Origin of the sequence: Candidatus Accumulibacter contiguus (genome assembly GCF_036625285.1) — a bacterium.
Lineage (GTDB): Bacteria > Pseudomonadota > Gammaproteobacteria > Burkholderiales > Rhodocyclaceae > Accumulibacter > Accumulibacter contiguus.
This window is the reverse complement of the sequence record NZ_JAZKUC010000001.1, coordinates 673,655-698,460: the sequence shown is the minus strand read 5'-3', so window position 1 is coordinate 698,460 and position 24,806 is coordinate 673,655. Positions and strand designations below refer to the sequence as shown.

General features: G+C 61.5%; 16 protein-coding genes. 14 read left to right on the top strand and 2 right to left on the bottom strand.

Annotated elements, in window-relative coordinates:
• The first annotated feature begins 14 nt into the window (after window positions 1-14).
• From V5B59_RS03355 to V5B59_RS03290, 14 genes are all read left to right on the top strand, one after another.
• Entirely contained in the window at window positions 15-611 is a 597-nt protein-coding gene (locus tag V5B59_RS03355) for a DUF1819 family protein (protein WP_169070204.1), read from the top strand.
• Window positions 608-1,186 (top strand): DUF1788 domain-containing protein, encoded by a 579-nt coding sequence (locus tag V5B59_RS03350; protein ID WP_169070205.1) that lies wholly within the window; start codon window positions 608-610, stop codon window positions 1,184-1,186. The genes V5B59_RS03355 and V5B59_RS03350 overlap by 4 nt, the downstream gene beginning before the upstream one ends.
• Before the next feature lie 25 nt (window positions 1,187-1,211).
• On the top strand, window positions 1,212-4,826 hold the full coding sequence (gene brxC, locus V5B59_RS03345; protein WP_169070206.1) for a BREX system P-loop protein BrxC: 3,615 nt from the start codon (window positions 1,212-1,214) through the stop codon (window positions 4,824-4,826).
• 9 nt (window positions 4,827-4,835) lie between these two features.
• Window positions 4,836-8,369: a BREX-1 system adenine-specific DNA-methyltransferase PglX gene (gene pglX / locus V5B59_RS03340; protein WP_332351578.1), complete on the top strand. Its 3,534-nt coding sequence runs from the start codon at window positions 4,836-4,838 to the stop codon at window positions 8,367-8,369.
• Entirely contained in the window at window positions 8,362-9,564 is a 1,203-nt protein-coding gene (locus V5B59_RS03335) for an AAA family ATPase (RefSeq protein ID WP_332351577.1), read from the top strand. The genes pglX and V5B59_RS03335 overlap by 8 nt, the downstream gene beginning before the upstream one ends.
• Entirely contained in the window at window positions 9,561-10,307 is a 747-nt protein-coding gene (locus V5B59_RS03330) for a hypothetical protein (RefSeq protein ID WP_169070207.1), read from the top strand. Before V5B59_RS03335 ends, V5B59_RS03330 begins: the two co-directional genes overlap by 4 nt.
• The gene (locus V5B59_RS03325; protein ID WP_248594807.1) at window positions 10,307-11,014 is read left to right on the top strand and encodes a DUF1016 N-terminal domain-containing protein; all 708 of its coding nucleotides are present in this window, start codon (window positions 10,307-10,309) and stop codon (window positions 11,012-11,014) included. Before V5B59_RS03330 ends, V5B59_RS03325 begins: the two co-directional genes overlap by 1 nt.
• Window positions 11,015-11,114: 100 nt before the next feature.
• Window positions 11,115-11,333, top strand: coding sequence for a hypothetical protein (locus V5B59_RS03320; protein ID WP_169070208.1), 219 nt, complete (start codon window positions 11,115-11,117; stop codon window positions 11,331-11,333).
• Complete coding sequence (locus tag V5B59_RS03315) at window positions 11,326-12,372, top strand: PDDEXK nuclease domain-containing protein (RefSeq protein ID WP_169070209.1); 1,047 nt, start codon at window positions 11,326-11,328, stop codon at window positions 12,370-12,372. Before V5B59_RS03320 ends, V5B59_RS03315 begins: the two co-directional genes overlap by 8 nt.
• Window positions 12,369-12,509 (top strand): hypothetical protein, encoded by a 141-nt coding sequence (locus tag V5B59_RS03310; RefSeq protein WP_169070210.1) that lies wholly within the window; start codon window positions 12,369-12,371, stop codon window positions 12,507-12,509. The genes V5B59_RS03315 and V5B59_RS03310 overlap by 4 nt, the downstream gene beginning before the upstream one ends.
• Window positions 12,502-13,980 (top strand): helix-turn-helix domain-containing protein, encoded by a 1,479-nt coding sequence (locus V5B59_RS03305; protein WP_332351576.1) that lies wholly within the window; start codon window positions 12,502-12,504, stop codon window positions 13,978-13,980. The genes V5B59_RS03310 and V5B59_RS03305 overlap by 8 nt, the downstream gene beginning before the upstream one ends.
• A gap of 96 nt (window positions 13,981-14,076) precedes the next feature.
• Window positions 14,077-16,689 (top strand): BREX-1 system phosphatase PglZ type A, encoded by a 2,613-nt coding sequence (gene pglZ, locus V5B59_RS03300; RefSeq protein WP_332351575.1) that lies wholly within the window; start codon window positions 14,077-14,079, stop codon window positions 16,687-16,689.
• Between the two features lie 8 nt (window positions 16,690-16,697).
• The gene (brxL, locus tag V5B59_RS03295; protein ID WP_169070213.1) at window positions 16,698-18,740 is read left to right on the top strand and encodes a protease Lon-related BREX system protein BrxL; all 2,043 of its coding nucleotides are present in this window, start codon (window positions 16,698-16,700) and stop codon (window positions 18,738-18,740) included.
• Between the two features lie 24 nt (window positions 18,741-18,764).
• The gene (locus V5B59_RS03290) at window positions 18,765-19,289 is read left to right on the top strand and encodes a hypothetical protein (protein ID WP_169070179.1); all 525 of its coding nucleotides are present in this window, start codon (window positions 18,765-18,767) and stop codon (window positions 19,287-19,289) included.
• A 297-nt stretch (window positions 19,290-19,586) separates the two neighbouring features.
• Here V5B59_RS03290 and V5B59_RS03285 read toward each other — a convergent pair whose 3' ends face one another.
• Window positions 19,587-23,486 (bottom strand): PAS domain S-box protein, encoded by a 3,900-nt coding sequence (locus tag V5B59_RS03285; RefSeq protein ID WP_169070214.1) that lies wholly within the window; start codon window positions 23,484-23,486, stop codon window positions 19,587-19,589.
• The gene (locus V5B59_RS03280; RefSeq protein ID WP_169070180.1) at window positions 23,471-24,583 is read right to left on the bottom strand and encodes a hypothetical protein; all 1,113 of its coding nucleotides are present in this window, start codon (window positions 24,581-24,583) and stop codon (window positions 23,471-23,473) included. Before V5B59_RS03280 ends, V5B59_RS03285 begins: the two co-directional genes overlap by 16 nt.
• Between the last annotated feature and the right edge of the window lie 223 nt (window positions 24,584-24,806).

Sequence of the window (24,806 nt, the reverse complement as noted above, 5' to 3'; positions counted from 1 at the left end):
GGAACGGGGATCCAATGGGAGTCTACAATGCGGAAATCTCGGCAGGTTCCTTGATGCTGCCTGAAAGCCGCAGGATTGCTGGTCTGCTCCTGACCAGTCCTTCCCGGGAGCAGTGGTTCGCTGCCCTCAAGCTCGACAATCTGCTGCAGAAGAAGACCCCGGCAACGGCCCATCGCCAGGCGCAATTGATCCGCAAACGCCTGGAGACGCTGGAGGATGAAGGGTTGAAGCTGATTGCCACCGGTTCGCAGGAGGTCGCGACGCAGCTGTTGTTTGCCGCAGCCGTCAAGCACAGCCGCATCCTCGCCGACTTCCTGCTTGACGTGTACGCTGGAAAACTTCGCCGGCTCGAGCAGAACCTGTCTCCCGCCAAAGACTGGGACGCCTTCCTCGCGGAATGTGTACAGCGCGATCCCGAGCTTGCCAATCTCAGCGCTTCGACCAAAGCAAAGGTGCTACAGGTCATCCTCCGCGTGCTCGCCGAAGGCCGCTATGTCGATTCCACCAAGACATTGCGGCTGACCCCGCCGCACCTGCACCCCGGCGTCGTCAGCTACTTCAAGCGCCACGGAGAGACCGAAGTGCTTGCCATCATGGACATGACTCGATGAGTCACGGCCTCAACGAGCGGCTCAACCAGCTACTGCCCAAACTGACTTCGCCCGACGTGTTGGCGAATCACGGTTCCGGCGGCGAGATCGGCTTCTGGATCTTCGACTACCCGCCCGAGGACGAGATGGCCGTGCGGACTTTCCTCCAGGAGGTCGTCCTGCCGGCACTGGCCAGGCATCAGCCGACGATCCGGGTCGCGGCGGTCAATCTCTTCGACCTCGTGATCGGCCTGCTGGAAGAGCGCAAGCTGCTCGACAAGGCCATCGAGATGCAACGCACGCAAGGTGACGCCAAGACACTTGAATCGCTGCGCCGTGTCCTCAAGGAAGACAGGCTCGCCGAACGGCTGGTGGCCCAGCACGACCTTGCCGAACTGGACCTGCTCATTCTCTGGAACGTCGGCGCCGTGTATCCGATGCTGCGCACCCACACACTGCTCTCGGCGCTGCACGCCCACATGAAAGACAAGCCGCTGGTAATGTTCTATCCCGGACAGTACGACGGCTATTCCTTACGCCTCTTCAGCCGGCTGAAAGACGACCACTATTACCGGGCCTTCCGTCTCGTTGCCTGAACGCCTTTTCCCGGAACAACCAACAATGAAAATCAGGGACATCTTCACCAAGCCGATCGACCGCCCTATCAATGGTGTGATCAAGGCTGACCAGCGCGACGCCGAGAGCATCTGGCAGGAACTCGACGAGTACGTCGTCACCAAGCAATTGACGGCGTATTTCCGCCGCTTCTTCGACGCCTTCCTCGCTGCCGCCGACAACCCGAAAGACCCCGTTCTCTCGGCGCGGATGGCCGTCTGGGTCTCGGGGTCCTTCGGCTCCGGCAAGTCGCACTTCATCAAGATCCTCTCCTACCTGCTGGAAAACATCGAGGCGGTCAACCCGAAGGACGGTAGCACCAAGCGAGCGGCGCAGTTCTTCGACGAGCACAAGATCAAGGACGCGATGCTGCTCGCCGATGTCCAGCGTGCGGTGCGGGGCAGCTCCGACGTGATCCTGTTCAATATTGATGCCAAGGCCGACAGCAAGGATGAGCGCGATGTCATCCTGCAGGTCTTTCTGCGCGTCTTCAACGAAAAGCTCGGCTACAGCGGCGACGCGCCGCACGTCGCCGAAATGGAGCGCCACCTCGTCAGCAAGGACGCCTACGATAGCTTCAAAGCTGCCTTCGCCGACAGGAACGGCTCCACCTGGAATGCCGAACGCGACGCCGTCGATTTCCTGCGTGACGACGTGGTGTATGCCCTGGCCAGGGCGCTCAAGCAAAGCGAGGACTCCGCCGCGGCCTGGTTCGACCACGCACGCGACACCTACCGGATCAACATCGAAGGGCTCGCCAGGCTGATCCGTGACTACCTCGCCAGCAAGCCGGCCGGGCACCGGATCGTCTTTCTGGTCGATGAAGTCGGCCAGTTCATCGGCAACAACACGCAGTTGATGCTCACCTTGCAGACCATCGCCGAGCAGCTGGGGACGCTGTGCCAGGGGCGCGCGTGGGTGATCGTCACCAGTCAGGAAGACATCGACGCCGCCATCGGCGAAGCCAACAAGGCCAGGTCGCAAGACTTCTCCAAGATTCAGGGGCGCTTCCACACCCGTCTGTCGCTGGCGAGTTCCAACACCGACGAGGTGATCGGCGAACGTCTCCTCGCCAAGACCGAAGCTGCCCACGTCGCCCTGCGCGACCGCTTCGAACAGAAGGGCGACATCATCAACAACCAGCTCGCCTTCGTCGGCAATTCGGTCACCATGAAGAGCTACAAGGACTCTGCGGAATTCGTCGCCTGCTACCCGTTCGCCCCGTACCAGTTCGCGCTGCTGCAGAAGATCTTTGAATCGATCCGCAAGGTCGGCGCCACCGGCAAGCACCTCTCGAAAGGCGAACGTTCGCTGCTCGACGCCTTCCAGTCTGCCGCCATTCTCAATGCGGAGCGGGGAATCGACGCGCTGGTCCCGCTCTACGACTTCTACCCCTCGATCGAGAGCTTCATCGACACCACGGCCAAGCGCTCGATCGACGAAGCGCCGGGCAACGCTGCGCTCGAGTCCTACGACGTTCATCTGCTCAAGGCAATGTTCCTGATCCGTTACATCCCGGACATCGTCAAACCGAATATCGACAACCTCGCCACCCTTTGCGTCAATGAAATCGACGCCGACAAGCTGGCCCTCAAGCGCCGCATCCAGGAAAGCCTCGCCCGACTCGAAAGGCAGCGACTCGTCAGCCGCAATGGCGACCTCTGGTTCTTCCTGACCAACGAAGAGCGCGATGTCGCCCGCGAAATCGGCCACGTCGCCGTCTCTGCCAACGAAAAATGGCGGCTGCTCAGCGAGCTGATCTACGACGACATCCTCGGCGGGCAGACCAAGGTGCGGCACAAGGACACCAAGGCCGACTACGAATTCAACCGCCTCCTCGACGGCGCCCCGTGGAAAAACGCCAGCCATCCGCTCAGCCTTGAAATCGCCACCCCGCTCGGCGACGACTACGAACTGCTCAGCGAAGCCAAATGCATTCTGCGCAGCTCGGAATCGGGTGGCCGGGCGCTGATCCGGACCGCCGAAGGCGAACGGCTCGACATCGAGCTGACCCTCTACCTGCAAATCGAAAAGTACATCGACAGTCCCAAGGCCGGTATCGCTGCCGCATCGCTCAAACGCATCCTGTCGGACCGCAAGGACGAAAACCGCGAGCGTCGTGGCCGCATCCTGGCGCAACTGGGCGAACTCATGGTCACCGGCGACTGCTATGCGCTCGGCCAGAAACCGCAGATCAAGGCCGCCAGCCCAACCACGCTGCTCGACGAACTGGTCAATTATCTGATTTCCAACACCTACACCAAGCTCCCGTATCTCAAGGTACGGCAGGCTGACCCCATCGCCGAAATCAAGGCCGTGCTGGCCGTGGACACGATCGGCCAGCAGGGGCTCAGCCTGAATGGCGAACAAGGCAACCCCCTCGCGATCAAGGAACTGCGCGACTACCTGCACCTCAAGGCCAGCAGCGAGCGCGTCCTGCTCTCCGATGTCGTCGATCGCTTCACCGGCATCCCCTGGGGATGGAAGCCGGAGTGGGAGGTGGTGCTGCTGGTCGCCCGACTGTTCATGGCTGGCGAGATCAAGCTGATGCGCGAAGGCGACGATCTCGACCCGAAGAGCGCCGTCGACCCGCTGACCAAATCGGTTCGCTTCAAGCAGGTTTCAATCCTCAAGAAGAAGGTTCCGGATGCTGCCGCGCTCAAGCGGGCGCGCGATCTCTACAAGGAAATCTTCGCCAGGATTGCCCGCGATGATGCGGACGGGCTGGTTGCGGATTACCGCGCTGCCCTTGGCGACTGGCAGGCCGAGCTCAAGGGCTACGTCCAGACCGCCGCGATCAGGCACCATCCCGGCAAGGACGCGATCGACACGGCCGTCACCCGCATCGGCAAGCAGCTCGCGATCCGCGACGCCTTCGAGTTCATCGAGGCGATGCTGAGCGCGAAAAGCGACTGGCTGGACGCCAGCGACGACATCCATGACGTCGTCAGCTTCTACAAGACCCAGCTTCCGACCTGGCGCAAGCTGCTCGAAGCGCTGAGCAGCTTTGCCGACAACCGCGAAGTCTTGCAGAAGCTTCCGCCGATTGCCGCCTCACTCGCCGAACTGGAATCGATCCGCGACAACCCGGCACCTTACGGTCAGATCCCGCGTATCGAAGCGCTGATCAGGACGGTTGAGGCGGCCAATGAAGCGGCAGCGCAGGAGAAGCGCGAACGCGCCCTCCACTCGATCGACACCAGGATCGCCGAGGTCGTGAAATCGCTCGATCAGCTTCAGGCGAGTGCGGATCTGCGCAACAGGGCACTGCTGCCCCTGCAGGAGCTGAAGACCCAAGTCGCCGGGCTGACCAGCATTCCCAGGATTCTGTACCTGCAGGGGCAAGCCGGCGATCTGCTCGACGAGGCGATGGTCGTGATCGAGAAGGCCAGCCAGAAGCACGCAACGGTGTTGAAGGATTCCGGAAGCATGACGACGCAAAAGGTCATGACCACCGGCGCCAGCACCGCAGCACCCAGACCTGCGAAGGTGATTCGGGCCGCAGACCTTTCACCGACGATCTATCTGGAAACCGCAGCCGAGGTCGAAAGCTACGTGGGCAAACTCAGGGCCGAGCTGCTCGCCGCCATCAAGGCCGGCCAGCGCGCCCGCATCCAGTAAGAACAAACCATGAACAAAGCCAGACTCAAGACCTACGCACCGCAGGCGCGGCGGGACTTCGTCGCCGCTGTCGAGGCGCGCGCCCATCTCCTCGGGCTGTCCGGGAAGGGCGGCACGCTCGACATCGCGCCCGGCGAGCGGAAGGGCGACATCGCCGTCATCGCCGGTCAGGCATGGCCGGCGAAGGTGCACGAACAGCGCGAACGCCTGATCAGGCGGATGCAGAAGGACGGCTTTGCGCAGACCGTCGAGGCGGTCGCCTACACCTGGTTCAACCGCTTCGCCGCGCTGCGCTACATGGAGATCCACGACTATCTCGGCCACGGCCACCGCGTGCTGTCGAGCCGTGAAGGCGGCTTGCCGGAAATCATCGCCCACGCCACCGAGCTGGCAGCAGGGTCGTCGGGCCTTCCCGGCTTGAATGCCGCCACTGTGGCGGAGATGAAACTGGCCGGCAACCAGGACGGCGAACTGTACCGCCTGCTGCTGGTCACCCAGTGCAACGCCTTGTCGAAAGCCATGCCCTTCCTGTTCGAGCGCATCGACGACGAATCCGAACTGCTGCTCCCCGGCAACCTGGAGCGCACCGACTCCGTCGTCGCCAAGCTGGTGGAAGCGATCCCCGACGAAGACTGGAACGAAGTCGAGGTGATCGGCTGGCTGTACCAGTTCTACATCAGCGAGAAGAAGGACGCGGTGATCGGCAAGGTGGTGAAGAGCGAGGACATCCCCGCCGCCACGCAGCTTTTCACGCCGAACTGGATCGTCCAGTACCTGGTGCAGAACAGCGTCGGCCGCCTGTGGCTGATGGCCAATCCCGCTTCAGGTCTCAAGAGCCAGTGGCCGTATTACATCGAGCCGGCCCAGCAAACGTCGGAAGTGCAGACGCAACTGGACGCTCTGATCAGGACGCGCATGGACGAAGATGGCGGCAGCCTGAACCCCGAAACCATCACCGTGCTCGATCCCGCCTGCGGTTCGGGCCACATCCTGGTCGAAGCCTACGCGGTGCTGAAAGGCATCTATCTGGAGCGCGGCTACCCGGCCCGCTCGATTCCGCGCCTGATCCTGGAGAAAAACCTCTACGGCCTCGACATCGACGACCGCGCGGCGCAACTGGCCGGCTTTGCGCTGCTGATGAAGGCACGGGCGGACGACCGGCGCCTGCTGGATGGCCCGATCAAGCTGAACGTGCTGTCCTTGCAGGAAAGCACCGGCATGGACCTCGACGAGTTCGCTGACCACATGAAGCCGCACGGCATCGACCGGACGGTGCTGGGTTCGCTTCTGGGCACCTTCGCCCATGCCAAGACCTTCGGTTCGCTGATTCAGATACCCAAGGTGCTGGAGGATGGTCTGGCCGGACTGGAAGATGGGATTGCCCAGGCCATCGAGAATGGGGATGTGTTTGCCAGGGCGGCGGCGCAGGATCTGGTGCCGCTGGTGCAGCAAGCGAAGATTCTGGCGATGAAATTCGATGCGGTGGTGGCGAATCCACCGTATATGGGCACAAAGGGGATGAATGCGCCATTGAAGTTCTTCGCAGAACTGCATCATCCAACAGCGAAAACCGATCTTTACGCCATGTTTATAGAGAGGGGAGGCGCATTATTGAAGGCGACTGGCTTCAACAGCATGGTTACGATGCAAGGTTGGATGTTTTCGTCCTCGTTCGATGAGTTTCGCGAAAGCATTCTTGCCACAAAAACCATAGTGACCGAGGCGCAGTTTGGACCGCGAGCGTTTGGAGAGATCTCTGGTGAGGTAGTACAGACAGCGGCCTTTTCCATATCTGCGAACCATTATGGCGCATACCGACCAACATTCTTCCGTCTTGTCGATGGCACTGAGGAAGACAAGAGGAAAGGACTGCTGTTGAGGCAGGGTCAATTTGATCGGTTTTCACAGCGCGATCTCACGCGCATCCCTGGTTCTCCTGTTGCCTACTGGACGAGTCGTCTATTGCTTAGCACGTTCAATGGAAAATCGATTGGTTCGATTGCTCGATTTTGCTCTGGAATGTCCACTGGAGACAACCCAAGGTTCCAACGTTTATGGCATGAAGTTTCTCTTTCCAAGATTAGTTTTGACTGCAAGGGAAACGATAAAACGGCACTGAAGCGCTGGTATCCCTGCAACAGTGGCGGGAACTTTAGGAAGTGGTATGGCAATAACGAGATTGTCGTTGACTGGCAAAACAATGGTGCCAGGATTAAGAGCCACAAAGGTTCTGCGATTCGAAATTCAGAAACGTATTTCAAGAAAGGTCTTACTTACTCAAAAATAAGTTCCGGGCGCTTCGCCGCACGCTACAAGGAAGAAGGGTTTGTCTATGACGATACTGGCCGAGCGGTCGTATGCGAGGATCAGTCAGACATTTTTCCATTGTTGGGAGTCTTATGCTCCAACATTGCACACGAATACCTCAAAGTTCTGGCTCCCTTGATGAGCTTCACCAGTACGGAACTAGCCCGAATTCCCTTAGTCTCCTTCGATAAAGACGCAATTGCTGCCACAGTCAAGAAATTGGTGGCAATAGCGAAAGCGGACTGGGATGAACATGAAACCTCATGGGAGTTTGGCGGGCACCCACTGCTTTTCAGTGCGGAGGAAACTCGTGCGCTAGAGCAGCGTTGGACTAAATACGATTACCGCACGACTTCGCGATTGCAGGAAATGAAGAGCCTAGAGGAGGAAAACAATCTCCTATTGAGTGAGACCTATCGCCTTTCCGATGAAATCGACCCTGCGGTTCCCGAAGACCAAATCACTCTCTCTCGCGCCGACCGGAAAACAGACTCCCAGCGCCTGATCTCCTACGCCATCGGCTGCATGATGGGCCGCTACAGTCTCGACGAACCCGGCCTGATCTACGCCCACGCGGGCAACGTCGGCTTCGATGCCACCCGTTACAAAACCTTCCCCGCCGACGCCGACGGTATCCTCCCGGTCACCGACGAACTCTGGTTCGAGGACGATGCCGCCAAGCGTTTCCGCGAATTCCTGCTCGCCGTTTGGTCAGCGTCGACTTTTGACGAAAACATGGCCTGGCTCGCCGAAAGCCTGGGCATCAAAGGCAATGAGACGCCGGACGAGACCATCCGCCGTTACCTAGCCTCCAGCTTCTTCAAGGATCACCTGCAAACCTACAAGAAGCGCCCGATCTACTGGCTGTTCAGCTCTGGCCGCCAGGGCGCCTTCCAGGCCCTGGTCTATCTGCATCGCTACCACGAGGGCACACTGGCCCGCCTGCGCGCCGAGTACGTCGTCCCGCTCACCGGCAAGATGCAGTCGCGCATCGAGATGCTGGAAAAGGACAGGGACGCTGCCACCTCCACCGCCGCCCGCAACAGGATCGCCAGGCAGATCGAAGCGCTGAAGAAGAAACACGTCGAACTGCTGGCCTACGACGAAAAGCTCCGTCACTACGCCGACATGCGCATCAGCATCGATCTGGACGACGGCGTGAAGGTGAACTACGGCAAGTTCGGGGATCTGCTGGATAGCGTGAAAATCGTCACTGGAGGTGCCTCAGATGATTAGGTCTGTTCGTGTTATCAATTTCAAGTCGCTTGCTGCAGTGGAAATCCCACTCGGACATTTCAACTGTCTGGTGGGCATGAACGGTGCGGGCAAGAGCACGGTGTTGCAAGCCTTGGACTTTTTGTCACAGTTGATGCGTGGCGATGTGCAGGGCTGGCTTGACCAGCGAGGCTGGTCTGCGGCTGACCTCAATTGCAAGTTGCGCAAGGAACGCAACATCACGTTCAACGTGATGTTTTCAACCGCTGGGGGGGGGCTGACTTGGATCGGCGTGTTGAACCGTTCTGATCTGCGTTGCTCACACGAGAGGGCATTCCTGAATGACGGAAATGGCACCACCACCGTGCTGCGCTTGAGTGCTCAGACATTTGCATTGGGTGGCAAGGAGAGCCAAAACATCGCGTTTGAATACCAGGGATCCATCCTGTCGGCGTTGAAAGATTCGGAATTGCCAGCGCCTTTGCTGGCGTTCCGTGATGCGCTGCGTCGCGTCCGTTCGCTGGAGCTGTTGTCGCCTGAGAAATTACGCAAGAGCGCCCGAGTTAGCGAACACGACATTGGTGCAGGTGGCGAAAAGCTGTCGGCCTATCTGGACAACATCAAGGGTGAACAAAAAATCAAGCTGGTGGAACTGCTGAAAAAGTTTTACCCAGCCTTGGTCGACTTCAAGATTACGTCGCAACGATCTGGCTGGAAGAAGTTGTCGGTGTTTGAGCAATTTGGCAGCCAAAAGCTGGAAACCGAAGCGCTCCACCTGAACGATGGTCTTCTGCGAATTCTGGCGGTACTGACACAAGCGGATGCAGATCATTCGCTGCTGCTGTTGGATGAGCTGGAAAACGGCATCAACCAGGAAATTGTGGAAACGCTGGTGGATACCTTGCTGCAAAGTCCGCAGCAATTGCTGGTCACCACCCATAGCCCGTTGTTGTTGAACTATTTGCCCGATGACGTGGCGCGCAAAGCAGTGCAGTTTCTTTACAAAACCCCGCAAGGGGAAACAAGGTGTCGCAGTTTCTTTTCTATTCCGCGCGTGGCTGACAAGCTGAATGCCATGGGGCCAGGCGATGCCTTTGTTGATACCGATTTGCGCTTGCTTGCGCAGGAGTGTATTGATTTGGATGAGCGCAATGAAGCAATCGCTCGTGCTGAACAGCAGGCCGAATCAGACGCGATCGACCGCGGTGACGCATGAAGTTGTTGATCAGTGGAGAAGGCGCGAGCGACTTGGGCGCATGCAACAACGCGCAAGGCCAGTGCTCTGATGGAGATTTCAACCGTGGGCCGATGGCCGTTTGGCTGGCGCGGTTGTGGGCGGCCAAGTTGGACTACAACGTGCTGGATACGCCAGAGGCGGTGGTTTATGTGACTGAAAAGGTGCTGGCACAAAAGGCTAAAGAATCAAGCACGCGCATGCAGCGGCAGCGAGGCAAAAAGCAAGCCGCTGAAACGGGTTTGTATTTCAGCAATGCCCGGCAGCTGGGGCTGATGGCGCAACAGTGGGCTGAAGATCACGCTGACACGGTGATGGCTATTTTGTTCCGCGATGCAGACGGCACGCGCAGTGCTCCGGGTCAGTTGTGGCAATGCAAATGGGACAGCATGGTGAATGGTTTTGCTTCCGTTGCTTTTGAGTTTGGTGTGCCTATGTTGCCCAAGCCGAAGTCAGAAGCGTGGCTGTTATGCGCCGGGAAAACGGCAAGGCATTCACACGCGGCATTGGAAGCCATTTCAGGAAACGACGACTCGCCCAATTCTGCCAAAAAGCAGTGGAACGCCTTCATGGGAAGCCCTCAGACTGCTGCCCAAGAAGCAAATTGGTGTGCCGAAAATCCAGGAGATTGGGTAAACATGCTCACCATGCCCAGTTTCAAAGCATTTTTCGACCGCTTTCATGCGGTGGCCAGTGCCATCCTTCGGCCTGGGAGGGGCGAGTGATGAGCAATCCGGGTATCACAAGCTCCCTAGCTCTTTCGTCTGCTGCGCTGGCCGACTACCAGGAGTGGCTCAAGGCCATCAAGCAGCGCATCCATGCGACACGGATGAAAGGCGCGTTGGCCGCCAATGGGGAGCTGATCTCCCTCTACTACGAAATCGGGGCGCAAATTGTTGATCGGGAATCCCACGCCCAATGGGGAAGCGGGTTCATCGACGCCTTCAGTCACGACTTGAGACAAGCCTTCCCGGAGATCGGCGGCTTTTCATCCAAGAACCTGCGGTATTGCCGCGCTTTCTTTCGCTTCTACTGCAATCCTGCAATTTGGCAACAGGCTGTTGCCAAATTACGCGATACCCCTTGGGCAGGGGCTGAAAGCCAGCTTTCTGTGTTGCTGAAGGAAATTCCCTGGGGCCACAACATCCTGATTTTTACCCAGTGCAGCAGCGTAGCCGAAGCCGGTTTTTATATCGATCAAACCCTTGAGCAAGGCTGGAGCCGTGATGTGCTGGCACTGCAACTCAAGTCAAAACTGTATGCCCGTACCGGCAAGGCGGTGACCACCTTTTCCCGCGCCTTGCCATTGCCTCAGTCCGACGCCGATCGGCGCATCACGCTCGATCTCGATGATGGAGTGAAGGTGAACTACGGCAAGTTCGGCGATCTGCTGGCTGAAGATAAAGCGGTGACCGAGGGGTGCTGGCGATGACTGAGCGACGCCTCGTTGTTGGCTATTGGGCAGTTCGAGCAAATCTCCGAGGCCGCGCCGGAGGCCTTCGCCACGTTTTTGCTGGCCCTGGAAGCACACCATGAACAATCCACCCTTTGAGCCGGTAACCGATCCAGAAGTCTTTCGCCGCGCGGTGCAGATGCTCGCCATCGGTAATGTCGCTGCGCATCGTGCCCAGGTGCTCAACCAGTCGCTGGGTATCCCGAACCATTATTCAATTGGCGGTCGCATCGTCACTGATCGGGATCACGATGATGGCGGGCGCGCCGTCGAGGTGAAAGGTCCCCGGAATGCGTGACGTCCTCGTGCTGCCAGTCGATTATGCCGCCTGGCTGACCGGTATCAAGCAGCACGTCCAGAACGTCCAGCAGAGGGCTGTGCTTGCCGTCAATCGCGAGCTGGTCTTGCTGTATTGGCAGATCGGTCGCGACATCCTGGAGCGCCAGCAAGCGCAGGGCTGGGGTGCGAAGGTTATCGATCAGCTTGCCAGGGACTTGACGGCGGCGTTTCCTGACATGAAGGGTTTCTCGCGTCGAAACCTGCTCTACATGCGCAGTTTCGCCGACGCGTGGCCAGAGCCGACATTTGTGCAAGAGGTACTTGCACAATTGCCCTGGTATCACCAGGTGACCCTGCTGGACAAGCTGAAGACGCGCTCAGACCGTGAATGGTATCTCGCCAAAGCCATCGAGCACGGCTGGTCGCGCAATGTGATGTGGCATCACATTTCCACAGCGCTGCACTTGCGATCCGGCAACGCAGTGACCAACTTCGAACAACGCTGGCCGCGGCCGGATTCCGAACTGGCGCAGCAAACCCTGAAGGATCCCTACCTCTTCGATTTTCTCGGCGTGTCCGAAGATGCGCTGGAACGGGACATCGAGGGCGCGATGGTGCGCCATGTCACCAAGCTGCTGATGGAACTGGGTGAGGGCTTTGCCTTCGCCGGCCGCCAGGTGCATGTCGAGGTGGCGGAAGAGGATTTCTACATCGATCTGCTGTTCTACAATTACCGCCTGCACCGCTTCCTGGTGGTGGAGCTCAAGGGCGGCGCCTTCAAGCCGGAACACGCCGGGCAACTCAATTTCTACGTCACGCTGGTGGATGAGCGGCTGAAGAGTGCCGACGACCAGCCCACCATCGGCTTGCTGCTCTGCAAGCAGCAGCATCGCATCGTTGCCGAATACGCCCTGCGCGGCATGACGCAGCCCATTGGCATGGCGGAATACAAGCTGCAATTGCCGGATGATCTGGCGCGCTATCTCCCCAGCATCGAGCAGATCGAGGCCGAGTTGCAGGACGAGGCAGCGTCGGATGACGAGGACGCGCCAGCATGAGCCAGCAACGCATCACCGACGGGCTCACCGCCGCGTTCTCCAGTCATTCTATGGTCTTCTGGCACGATGCCGACGGCGAGTTCAGGGATCTGCTGGCGAAGGCGAAGGCTGTAAAAGGAGGGGCGAGTGATGCCTGAGCATCCATCCAACACGCTGGAGGAACTGCTGACTCAACCCGAAGGCAAAACGCTTGAATTCAAGCGCGACCTCTCGTCGCCCAAGCCCTTGCTGAAAACCCTGGTGGCCTTTGCCAATACTGCCGGGGGACGATTGTTTGTGGGCGTGACCGATGACCACCAGGTGCTTGGCGTGGCCAACCCTTTGGATGACGAAGAGCGCTTGTGTAGCCTGATTGCCGATCGCATCGCGCCGCGCCTGGTGCCCAATGTGGAAATGATCACCGTGGCGGGCAAGACCTTGCTGGTGGTCGAGGTGTTTGTCAGCGGCACGCGCCCGCATTGGCTCAAGGCCGAGGGGCCGGAGCATGGTGTCTATGTGCGACTGGGTTCGACCAGTCGGCAGGCGGATCAGGCGCTGATTGACGAACTGCGTCGCACAGCGGACGGTGTGGCCTTTGACGAGCTGCCCATGCCCGACCTGGGCTTGGACGATCTGGATTTGGTAGCAGCCAAGCGACTGTTTCAGGGCATCAATGATCTGGACGACCAGGCGCTGCGCACGCTCAGGCTGCTTACGCCGTATCAGGGCAGGTTGGTGCCGACCAAGGGCGCGGTGCTGTTGTTTGGCAAGCAGCGCACCCAGCACTTCTCCGATGCCTGGGTGCAGTGCGGTCGCTTCGTGGGCACGGACAAGGCGGCTATCTTTGACCATATCGACTTTCATGACCCGCTGCCGCAGGCGGTGGACAGCATCATGCTGTTCCTTAAAAAGCACGCCATGCGCGGCGCTGACTTTTCCGACACCCGGCGAAAAGATGTTTGGAGCATTCCGCTCACCCTGCTGCGCGAGGCCGTGATCAATGCTCTGGTGCATGCCGACTACTCGCAGCGCGGCGCGCCGATTCGTGTTGCCTTTTTTGATGACCGCATCGAAATCGAAAACCCCGGCATTCTGCTGGCTGGAATGACGGTGGAGGACATGCGCCAGGGCATCTCCAAGATCCGTAACCATGTGATCGCCCGCGTGTTCCGGGAACTGAACCTGATTGAGCAGTGGGGCAGCGGAGTGCGGCGAATTTTTAGTGAAGCGTTGTCGCAGGGATTGCCTGAACCTGAAATTATTGAAGTGGGCATGCGCATGCGCGTGGTGGTGCATCTGGCCGAAGCGATCCGCCCGGTACAAGTAACCGAACAAGTAACCGAACAAGTAACCGAACAAGTAACCGAACAAGTAACCGAACAAGTAGCACGCTTCCTTGAATGCCTGAAGCAAGGCCCGCTCAGCACGCGCGAGGCGATGGAGCGTTTGGCGTTGCAGCATCGACCGACGTTTTCTGCGAACTATCTACTGCCGGCGCTGAACGCAGGATTGGTTGAAATGACTCAGCCGGAATCACCAAGAAGTCCTACCCAGAAATACCGCCTGATTGCTCCACCGTACCGCAGCGGTCGAACGCGGGTTGAACCGGAGGGATGCGGTAATGAATGAGGCTACTGACACCGATTTGTGCACGAGCCTGTTGCACAATCGCTCTCGTGTAGGCCCCGACGATTCCCGGCCAGGGCACTTTACGGCGGGAATCCAATGACCCAGCAACGCATCACCGAAGCACTGACCACCGCGTTCTCCAGCCATTCGATTGTCTTCTGGCACGATGCCGACGGCGAGTTCTCTTTCTCCGTCAGGAACCTCTTGCCCGAGGGTATCGAACTGCTCTATCTCGACGACCTGCCGGCCTTGTCGATCAAGCTTCAACTGGAGCGCGCGACGCCTCGGGCCAGGTTCCTCCTCTACAGCGCCAAACCGGTTCCCGACCCAGCCAGCGACTGGCTGCTGGACATCCGGCTGCGCAGCAGGAGCTTCCACGCCGACAATGCGTCGATCCTGCTGGAGGATCTCGGCCTGAGCTCGCAGCAACTGCGAGCACACCTGAAAGAGCGCGCCAAGTTCCTCAAATCAAAGGATCGTGTCGACCGCCTCAAGCGCTGGGTTACGCCCAACGATGCCGCCGGGGATCTTGACCGCAAGATGATCGCGGTATTGGCAAGAGCCGAGCAACCGGAACTTTCCGGCATCCTGCTGCGGCTTTTCTCTGCCCTCGTCCAGGACGGCGTCGCCAATCTGGATGCCGAACCGAAGGCGTGGACCGACATCGTCGCCAATGACCTGATGGACTCGTTCTGGGTCCTGGTCGAACAGGAAATGGGCTATCGCGATGCCGCGCCGACGCTTCGGGATCTACTGTTCCGGATCCTGGTGACGGATTTTTCGCGGACCGTCAGCGGTTCCTGTCCTGCGCAGTTGTCGCATTTCATCCTCAACGACAAGGCACGCGCGGCGAATGCCTCGGTCTTTGTTGCCGGATGGCGGTCGCACATGCAGCACTTCGGCAGCTACGACGCCTTGTCCGGCAAGGTGGCTCGCGAACTGGGGCTGAGCGCGGTAATTGCCGGTCTGCCCGCTGAATCGTTGGCGGAATCGATGACTTTCGAGGAAGTCGAGCGGCGCATCATCCAGGACCTCAAGGACCGCATCATCGCCGGTGCCGGTGCCGACATGGACACCCTGCGCGAATTGATCGCCCGTCGTCGCGACGGCCATTGGGCCAACAAGCTGCTGGCGCACTCCAGCGCGACGACACGCGCCTTGGCGTCGTGTTACGACGCGCTGGAAGCGGCGACCAGCTTCTTCGAGCTGAAGGAGAAGTTCAACGCCGGATTCGGTTTCGCCAACGCCGAGGCCGGCTTGACGGCGTACCAGTCCGGGCTGTTCCGCTTCGATCAACTCTACAGGCAGATCAACCATGCTGCCGATGGTGTCGAGCCGACGGGTTGGGCCTTGTTGCATGAGCTTCGCGAGCGCATCGAGAGCGCCTATTCGGGTTGGTTCGTGCCGCAGTTGGGATCTGCCTGGAGCAAGGTGCTGGAGGGCAGCGACGGGCTGCTATCACGCTGGAAGACCGGTGCCTGGGTCAATCAGCCGGACTTCTTCGAGCAGCACGTCATGGCGCATCTGGAGGCAGGAATCCGCCGCGTGTTCGTGGTGATCTCCGACGCGTTCCGCTATGAGGCGGCGGAAGAGCTGGTGCGCGAGATTAACGGCAAGAGCCGCTTCAAGGCGGCCCTGACAGCCATGCTCGGGGTGCTGCCGAGTTATACCGCGCTCGGCATGGCGTCGCTGTTGCCGCACCATACGCTGGCCTACAGGAAGAACAGCAACCTCGATGTGATGGCCGACGATGCCGTGGTTTCCACGCTGGAGCAGCGTAGCGCACATCTCTCCAAATATCAGGGCGTTGCCGTCAAGGCCGATGAACTGCTTGCCATGGGCAAGGACAAGGGCCGGGAATTTGTTCGCGACCACCGTGTAATCTACGTCTATCACGACAGGATCGACCTGCTGGGCGACAAGCAAGGCTCGGAGGGGCAGACCTTCGACGCCGTGGCGCAGACGCTGACGGAACTCAATCAGCTCGCCACCTTCATCGTCAACAGCCTCAATGGGTCGCTGGTACTGATCACGGCCGATCATGGCTTTCTCTACCAGGAATCGGCGCTCGACGACGCCGACAAGTCCACACTCGGCGACAAGCCGGAAGGCACGTTACGGGCGAAGAAGCGCTACCTGCTGGGGCAAGGAATCGGCCAGAACAGCAAGGCGTGGTGCGGCAATACGGCCGTCACGGCGGGGACGACAGCGGGTGAGGGCAGCATGGATTTCTGGGTGCCGAAAGGGGCTGCCCGCTTTCACTTTGCCGGCGGCGCCCGCTTTGTGCATGGCAGCGCCATGCCGCAGGAGATCGTGATCCCGGTGATCACCCTGCGCGAAAGTGAAAACCAGTCGGCCAGGACGCGCGCGGTGGAATTCAGCCTGCTGGGCTCGTCGAACAAGGTGGTCACGAACAAGCAGCGCTTCGAATTCATCCAGACGGAACCGGTTTCGGAACGGGTATTGGCAAGGTCGGTGCTGGTCTCCCTGCGCGACGGGGAGACGATGATCAGCGACGAACAGCCGGTGACCTTCGACAGCAGTTCCGGCCTGATGGACGAACGCAAGCGCTCGGTGATCCTGACCATCAGGTTCGGTCAATACGACAAGAGCAAAGACCATTTCCTGATTGCCCGTGACACCCAGACCAGGGTCGAAGTGATGCGGATTCCGCTCAAGGTGGATCTGGCCTTCGCCAACGACTTCTAGAACCGATCATGACTGAACAACTCCCCGAGAACGACGCCGATCTCGATGCCCTGCTGAATCGGCATTTCGCCGGCAAGGTGGTGCGCAAGGATCTGACCAAGCTGATCAAGGAAGGGGCCAATGTTCCCGTCTATGTCCTCGAATACCTGCTCGGGATGTACTGCGCGTCCGATGATCAGGCGACCATCGACTCCGGTCTGGTCAATGTAAAGCGGATTCTCAGCGAGAACTATGTTCGGCCCGACGAAGCCGAGAAGGTCAAGTCGAAGATCCGCGAGAGCGGCAGTTACAAGGTCATCGACAAGGTGACGGTCAGGCTCAATGAAAAGCGCGATGCCTATGAGGCGCTGCTGTCCAATCTCGGGGTCAGGAATGCCGAGATTTCAGATACCTACGTTCGCCAGTTCGAAAAGCTGCTGGTGGGCGGCATCTGGTGCATCGTGACGCTCCAGTATCGATTCGAGGAGAACCAGAAGGGCTCGCCATTCCAGGTCACCGATCTGAAACCGATCCAGATGCCCACCATGGACATGCCAGGGCTGTTCGAAGGGCGCAAGGCCTTCACGGAAGCACTCTGGATCGATGCGCTGATCCGCTCAACGGGCATGGAGCCCTCCTGCTTCAAGGATCGCGTGAAGTGGCATTTGCTGGCGCGGATGATTCCGCTGGTCGAGAACAATTACAACTTCTGCGAACTCGGCCCGCGCGGCACCGGCAAGAGCCACCTCTACAAGGAGATCAGCCCGAACAGCATTCTGGTTTCGGGTGGGCAGACCACGGTCGCCAACCTGTTCTACCACATGGCGGCGCGCAAGGTCGGCCTGGTCGGCCTGTGGGACGTGGTGGCCTTCGATGAGGTGGCCGGGATCAACTTCAAGGATCAGGACGGCGTCCAGATCATGAAGGACTTCATGGCCAGCGGATCATTCTCGCGGGGACGCGAGGCGATCAGCGCGAACGCGGCGATGGTCTTCGTCGGCAACCTCCCGCAAGGCCAGACGGTCGAGTCGCTGGTCAAGACCAGCCACCTGTTCAGACCCTTCCCCGAGGTGATGATCGACTCGGCGTTCTTTGACCGCTTCCACGCCTATGTGCCGGGCTGGGAGATCCCGAAAATGCGCCCGGAGTTTTTCACGAACCAGTACGGGCTGATCGTCGATTACCTGGCCGAGTACCTGCGCGAAATGCGCAAGTACACCTTCGCCGACGCCATCGACAAGTGGTTCAAGCTCGGCAACAACCTGAATCAGCGCGACACCATCGCCGTACGCCGGACGGTGTCGGGCCTGCTGAAGCTGATCTGTCCCGCCGGCGATTACCACAAGGAGATCGTGAGGAAGTGTCTTGAGTACGCGCTGGAAGTCCGCCGGCGCGTGAAGGAGCAGCTCAAGAAGATCGGCGGCATGGAGTTCTACGACGTGCACTTCTCCTACATCGACCTTGAGGATAGTCAGGAGCGTTTTGTTGCCGTTCCCGAACAATCGAGCGGCGCACTGATTCCGGATGGCCGCCTCGCACCGGGAGCGCTGCACACGATCAGCATGGGAACGTCCGAAATGCCGGGGATCTACCGTATCGAAATTCAAACCATCGCCGGCGGTGGAAAAGTATCAGCGTCGGGTGCTGCACCACGCGAACCGGTGCGGGTTGCCTTCGACTATTTCAAGGCCAATTCCTCGCGCATCAGCGCATCGATCAAGCCAGGCGAACACGATTTCCACCTGCAGCTGCTCGAGTTGCAGAATGCGGGTGCGCCGCAGTCATTCACGCTTGCCAGCTTCATTGCCCTTTGCTCGGCAGCGCTGGGCCGCCCGGTTCAGTCGCAGATGGCAATCATGGGTGACATGAGCCTTGGCGGTACGGTGGTGCAGGTGCGCAATCTTGCCGAAAGCCTGCAGCTTGCGTTTGACGCCGGGGCGAAGAAGATACTGTTGCCAATGTCCAGTGTTGGCGATATTCCCAGCGTTCCGGGGGAACTGTTCGCCAAATTCCAGACCAGTTTCTATTCCGATCCGGTGGATGCGGTATTCAAGGCGATTGGGGTTGAGTGAGGTGAGTCTTGAGGAAGACGGTTCATGAAAAGCGCTTTGTTCGTTGATTTCGACAACATTCCGGTCTGCGCCGCCTTGACCCGCCAGAACAGGGGCGAGGAGATGGATGCTCTCTGCCGAGAGCATGACGTTCCCTTCTTTGTCTGGCGGAGATCAAGCCGCTATTACTTGTCGAAGGGTGTCGGTCGCGGCGTATTGTCCGCGGACGGCAGCAGCAGGGGGATCTTGATCGATGCCGACGGCTACATCACCTACGTCGGCCGCGCCGACGACGTGTTCAAGGATGCGGGCGGGGCAGGGGACGGGCAGGGCCATTGGCGACAGCCGCCGTGGCGGCGCTGGCCTGCGGATTGCTGGCGGCGCACGCGGCATTTGCCGAGGACCTGCCGTCGTGTCTGCGACGCGTGGCGGAGCAGGCACCACAGGAGGTGCTTCTCGCCGTCCGGCCGGGCGACGAGGAACTGCTGGCCCGGCTGGTGTACGCCGAGGCGCGGTCGACCGGCTTCGCCGGCGATCCGCGGGTGGCGCGCGGAATCGCCTGGGGCGTGATGAACCGGGTGCGTCTGGGCGAAGTGTCGGCAAGCGCGCGTCGGCGATACGGCAGCGGGGTCGCCGGGGTGATCTTCCAGCCGCAGCAGTTCAACCCGGCGGTCTCGCGACGTTCGCCCTTCGCCGCCGGCTTTCTCTGCCCGCAGGACGCGGCGGCGTGGCGGCTCGCCTTCGCAGCGGCCGGCATGGCGCTGCGCGGACACGACGCCGAATCAATCGCTTGCGATGCGGCAGTTGACCGGCATCTGCCGCCGCGGCGGTCCGCGTACCGGCAACAGGCGACGGGCGAGCACCATCTCAGCGGGGCACGGTGCCCCATGTGGCCGCTGCGGGCTGCGCGTCAGGGGCCTGCAGCGGCAGTTCGAGGACAAAGGTGGTTCCCGTGCCGGGTGTGCTGCGCGCCTCGATGCGGCCGCCGAGCACCCGGGTGGCGATGCTGTAGACGATGTGCAGGCCGAGGCCGCTGCCGCCTTGGCCGAGGCGGGTCGTGAAAAACGGATCGAAGATGCGCGGCAGGTGTTCGGCGGCAATTCCACAGCCGTTGTCGCTGACCGTCATGGTGATGCGTCCGTTGAGGGGCTGGCTCACCTCGATCTCGAGGAGGCCTGCTTCGGCCTGCGCGAAGCCATGCTTGAGCGCGTTGGCTGCCAGGTTGGTGATGACTTGGCCCAAGGGGCCGGGGAAGCTGTCCATGACGATGCCGTCCGGGATGTCGACCCGGAGGCGATGCGGGGTCTTCCTGTACTGCGGTTCCAGTGTGGCCACGATCTCGCCGATCGTCGCCGCGAGGTCGAACTGCCGGCGCTGCGCGCTGGTTTGGTCGACGGCGACCTGCTTGAAGTGTCCGATCAGGTCGTTCGCCTGCAGGAGGCTGCGCTCGAGCAGGCTGGTGGCCTGCATCGCAACGGCGAAGAAGTCCCGCAGCGCCGTGCGCGACAGGCTCGCGCCCTCCGTCAGTTGCGAGAACTTGCGGATCCTGTCCGACAGGGTGGTGGCCACCATCAGGCTGTTGCCCAGCGGTGTTCCCATCTCGTGCGCCACGCCGGCTACCAGCGAACCCAGCGAGGCCAGCTTCTCGCTGCGGATGAGTTCTTCCTGGGCGCGACGCAGGGTGTCCAGCGTTTCCCGCAACTGCGCGTTGGAGGTGGCGAGCTCTTCGGTGCGCAGCCTGACGCGCTCGTCGAGATCCTCGTTTGCACGCCGGAGGGACTCCTCGGCCTGCTTGCGGGCGGTGATCTCGAGGGCGGCCCCGACCGTGCGCAGTGGCTGACGCGAGCCGCCCTCGCCAGCGAAAGACGTCTGCCCCATCGCCAGCACCCAGCGGACGACAGCGGCGTGGCCAACGATCCGGTACTCGGATGCGTACTGGCCGTCGCCGCTCGGGTCGTGGGCGAGGCGAGTGGCCGCCAGCACCATCTCGCGGTCGTCGGGATGGACGAACTCGATGAACCCATCGACGGTCCGTGGCTCATCCGCTCCCCAGCCGAATATCGCGCCCATCTCGGGCGACCAGTAGATCGTGTCGGCCCGGTGATCGTGGTCGAAGATGCCGATCCCGGAGACGCGGATCGCCTGCCGCAGGCGGTCCTCGCTCTGGCGCACCGCTTCTTCGGCGCGCCTGCGCTCGGATACGTCGCGCACGAAGGCGAAGCCGTAGACCCGACCGCCGAAAGCGATGGATCGCGACGATGCTTCGACCGGGAAGATGCTGCCGTCCTTGCGCCGGTGCCGCGTGCCGTTGCCCAGCAAGCCGGCCAGTTCGGAGCCTTGCGCCGATTCGCGCCAGCCGGCTTCGCTGGTGTCCGGATCGACATCCCAGAGGTGCAGCCGCAACAGTTCTTCGCGCGTGTAGCCGAGCGAGCGGCACGCCTGATCGTTGGCATGGACGAAACCGCCGTCCCGGTCCAGCCAGAAGATGGCGTCCGACGCGTGCTCCACCGAGAGGCTGGTCAGCTCCAGCATCTCCTCCGACTGCTTGCGGGTGCTGATGTCGGCATGCGTGCCGAGCAGCCTGAGCGGCCGCCCTTGCCCGTCGCAGGCGACCACCCTGCCGACCGACTGAATCCATCGCCATTCGCCCGACCTGGTCTGCAGCCGGTACTCCAGCTGATATTCGGTGCGAGTGCCGGCGATGCACTCGTGCAATGTCCGCCCGGCGGCGTCGCGGTCGTCCGGGTGCACGCGCTCGAGCCAGCTCGCCGCATTCAATTCCAGTTCGCCGGCTGCGTAACCCAGCATGCCGGCATACTCGGCGCTGATCACCGCCTCGCCGGTGCCGAGGTCGAGGTCGTAGAAGCCGAGGTTCCCCGCGACCAGGGCGAGGCGCAGTCGCTCCTCGTTGTTCTTCAGCGCCGTTTCGGCGTCGCGACGTCTCCGGTTTTCGTGCACGGCCTCGGTGAGACTTGCGCAGTTGTTCAGGAAGGGAGCGAGCTGTGTCGCCAGTTGCTCGCCGTAGCCCCCCTTGCGGTTGGCGACACCGACCATTCCCACCAGCTCGTCGCCACGGAAGAAGGGCAGTCCCATGAATGCGTTCAGCGCGGGATGGCCGGGCGGACGGCCGTGTCGCCGCGGATCGTTGTCGGGATCGTTGGCGATCACCGGCCTTGCGGTGGTCATCACGGCGCCGAAGAGCGTGTTCAGGTTGCGGAACTCCAGACCCTGTGGCGCATGCGTCGCGTAGAATGCCCGCGTTTCGTCGTTCCAGGCGATGTTGGTGATCGCCTGCGTGCGCAGGAAGGGCGAGCCGTCTTCGTTGCGGCATACCTCGCCGATGAAACCGTACTCGCTTTCGGTCATCTCCAGCAGTGAGGACAACATGCGCTCGAAGACCTCGCGGGTATCGGCGCCAGCGATGTACAGGGCCTGCGTCTGGCTGATGGCGTTGATCAGGGTGTTGGAGGTGCGCAAGGATCTCTCCGCGCCCTTGCGCCGGCGGATGCTGTTGATTAGCAGGAGCACGGCCAGGCTCAAGGCGAGGAGCACGGCCGCCGTCACCCAGACGGTGCCGCGATACTGATCGTACAGCGTCGGCGGCTTGCCGACGACGACGCTTCCTTCGGGAAGTTCAGACTCGTCGATGCCGTGGCGCTGCATTTGGCCATGGTTGAAGACGTAGGCGAGCGGCGCCTGTTGCACCGGAATGCTCCGCGCGTCCTCGCCCGCCAGGATGCGCAGCGCCATCCGTGCCGCGAGCCGACCGATGTCGGTGCCGTCCTCGACCTTGCCGCCGAGGGTCAGGCCGCCGCGAACGCGATGGCTGGTGATGTCGAACAGCGGCGCCGGCGACGCGGCGCTCACCCGGCCGATGACTTCCGCCGGACTGTGCCACTTGCCCGCAGCGTCATGGGCGGAGGCCAGGACGAAGACGATGTCCTCGGCCGACAGCGCGGCGGCGCTGGCGACGATTTCCTCGAGCTCGAGATCGTGCTTGATCCGGATCGGTATGTTCGTCTTCAGCGTGCCGAGGACCTCGCGCGCATGCTCCAAACCCGTGCCGGAATCGGCCCGGTTCGCGTACACCACGACTTGCGCGGCCTTCGGTCGCAGGTGCTGTGCCGCCTGCAGGGTCGACGGGATGTCGATCCGTTCGATCACTCCCGTGATCGCGATCTCCGGCGGCAAAGCTGTCGCGTCGAAGGCCGCCGCATCGCTGAAAACGACCGGCGTGCCGGCGAACAGCGACGGCTGATTCCTGGCGAGGAAGGAAACGGCTGCGTCATCGGTGGCGATGATCAGGTCGAAGCGCTGCGAGCGGTAGCGGCGCCCGAGATGGTCTGCGAAGCCGCGCTCGTCGTAGGGGGCCGGCAGTCGCAGGACATCCATGTACTCCAGGAAGATCTCCGGACGCAGGCGGCTCTCCTCGAGTACCGACGTGATTCCTTCGACCTGGGCGTCGGTCCACGCGAAACCCAGGTGGTACGAGCTCAGTACGAGAACGGCCTGGCGATCGGGAGCAGCCTGGACGTCGTCGGTCGCGATCAGGAAGGTCGCCAGGATCGCTGCCCAGCCGAGCATCCGGATGCCGTTCAGGACGCGCATGCCGGCCACGCTGATCCGCGCCAGTTGGCGCGCGGCAAGCCGGACGCGGACCGCGGCTGCGCCCGCGTCAGGTTTCATGCGGTCCACCCGGGTCGTCCCGAGCCAATCCGCTTCCCGCCCGTGACCACCGAGCTTCGCGGCCGTCAAGCCTGCCCGCACTGCATCGCCTCGATCTGCTGCCGCAGATCAGCCGCCCGCCGCCGCCCGGCCTCGTCCCCGAGCACCGCACAGGCTTCGTCCACTTGCGCCAGCACCGCCAGCGCGGGCGCGAACGCCTGCCCCATTGCCAGGAACTGCGCAAGAAGCGGCCCGACGGCCGAGATCCCGTCGGGAATGCGCATCTGCGCGGCGATGTCGTAGGCCTGGCGGAGGCTCTCGAAAATGGCCAGGAAACCTTCCTCGGTCTGCTGCTCGTTCCTGTCCAGACGCAATGAAGCGATCTTGAAGTGCACCACCGACTTCTCGCGCACATCGCCGAGCTTTTCATAGACCGGCAGCTCTTCTTCCCGCCGGATGCGCAGCGCCTCGTCGAGCTGCCCGCGCGCCTGCAGGATGTCGGCCTGACCCCCGCGCGCAATCGCGACTTCCCGCTCTGCACCTGCCGAACGGAAAAGCTCCACCGCCTCCGCAAAGCAGCCATTGGCGCCGTCGGGATCACCGCTGGACTGGGCGGCCCTTGCTTCCCGCAGCAGCGCCGAGCCACGCTCGAAGGGCGAGGTGGCGCGGTTCTTGAGCCCCGCGACGCTCGCCATGCGCAACCCTGGGTCGCCGGCGCGGTCCGCCACATCATGGACGGCAGACCAGAAGTCGCGGGACGGAGCGTGGCCTTGCGCAGCGAGCGCCTGGCGCGCCGGCAGGACCAGTTGATCGAGGATGGCCTGGGCGCGGTCGCCCTGCTCGTGGCGATGGCGGGCGAGCACGGCGGTGGCGGCGTCGATCAGCCGGGCTGGCGCTGCCGACCCGGCCCGCTGGATCAGGCGCCAGGCCTCGGCGGCAAAGGCGACCGGCCAGCGGAAGGTGTCGCCGTCGATCCACGCGTCTGCGAGCGCCGGCAGCGCGGCGGCCGCCCATTGGCGGGCGTCGTCGTCCGCGATGGCATCGACCAGCGGGCGGGCGAGCGGGTTGACGGCGGCGTGCGCGATGTCGGCCAGTTGCCCATGGTCGTCGAGCAGGCCGAGGCCGAGCAGGCGCTGTGGAATCGGACGTCCTGGCGCGCACAGCGACGGGCGCGAGTTGCAACTGTGAGAGATAGGCATGCGCCGACATGACTGAGGCCTCCTGAGTGTGATGGCGGGCCGCGCCGGCGAGGCGACGGCTGATGGCCGGCAAGCGGCCAGAGTCCGCGGTCTCGCGCAGGACTGGCAAGCCTCCCTGCTACGAATCCGATGCCGTCCATTCTAGCTGATGGCACACGACATCTGGCGCGTATCCGTGGTTTTCACCGTGCCCTGGCGGTCTCGATGGCTGGAGCATCGCTCC

Excerpts from the sequence above, each read along its gene's own strand:
- V5B59_RS03330 (WP_169070207.1), top strand. The coding sequence starts at position 9,561 with ATGAAGTTGTTGATCAGTGGAGAAGGCGCGAGCGACTTGGGCGCATGC.
- pglZ (WP_332351575.1), top strand. The coding sequence starts at position 14,077 with ATGACCCAGCAACGCATCACCGAAGCACTGACCACCGCGTTCTCCAGC.
- V5B59_RS03325 (WP_248594807.1), top strand. The coding sequence starts at position 10,307 with ATGAGCAATCCGGGTATCACAAGCTCCCTAGCTCTTTCGTCTGCTGCG.
- V5B59_RS03280 (WP_169070180.1), bottom strand. The coding sequence starts at position 24,583 with ATGCCTATCTCTCACAGTTGCAACTCGCGCCCGTCGCTGTGCGCGCCA.
- V5B59_RS03335 (WP_332351577.1), top strand. The coding sequence starts at position 8,362 with ATGATTAGGTCTGTTCGTGTTATCAATTTCAAGTCGCTTGCTGCAGTG.
- V5B59_RS03305 (WP_332351576.1), top strand. The coding sequence starts at position 12,502 with ATGCCTGAGCATCCATCCAACACGCTGGAGGAACTGCTGACTCAACCC.
- V5B59_RS03315 (WP_169070209.1), top strand. The coding sequence starts at position 11,326 with ATGCGTGACGTCCTCGTGCTGCCAGTCGATTATGCCGCCTGGCTGACC.
- brxL (WP_169070213.1), top strand. The coding sequence starts at position 16,698 with ATGACTGAACAACTCCCCGAGAACGACGCCGATCTCGATGCCCTGCTG.
- brxC (WP_169070206.1), top strand. The coding sequence starts at position 1,212 with ATGAAAATCAGGGACATCTTCACCAAGCCGATCGACCGCCCTATCAAT.
- V5B59_RS03310 (WP_169070210.1), top strand. The coding sequence starts at position 12,369 with ATGAGCCAGCAACGCATCACCGACGGGCTCACCGCCGCGTTCTCCAGT.
- V5B59_RS03320 (WP_169070208.1), top strand. The coding sequence starts at position 11,115 with ATGAACAATCCACCCTTTGAGCCGGTAACCGATCCAGAAGTCTTTCGC.
- V5B59_RS03355 (WP_169070204.1), top strand. The coding sequence starts at position 15 with ATGGGAGTCTACAATGCGGAAATCTCGGCAGGTTCCTTGATGCTGCCT.
- pglX (WP_332351578.1), top strand. The coding sequence starts at position 4,836 with ATGAACAAAGCCAGACTCAAGACCTACGCACCGCAGGCGCGGCGGGAC.
- V5B59_RS03290 (WP_169070179.1), top strand. The coding sequence starts at position 18,765 with ATGAAAAGCGCTTTGTTCGTTGATTTCGACAACATTCCGGTCTGCGCC.
- V5B59_RS03350 (WP_169070205.1), top strand. The coding sequence starts at position 608 with ATGAGTCACGGCCTCAACGAGCGGCTCAACCAGCTACTGCCCAAACTG.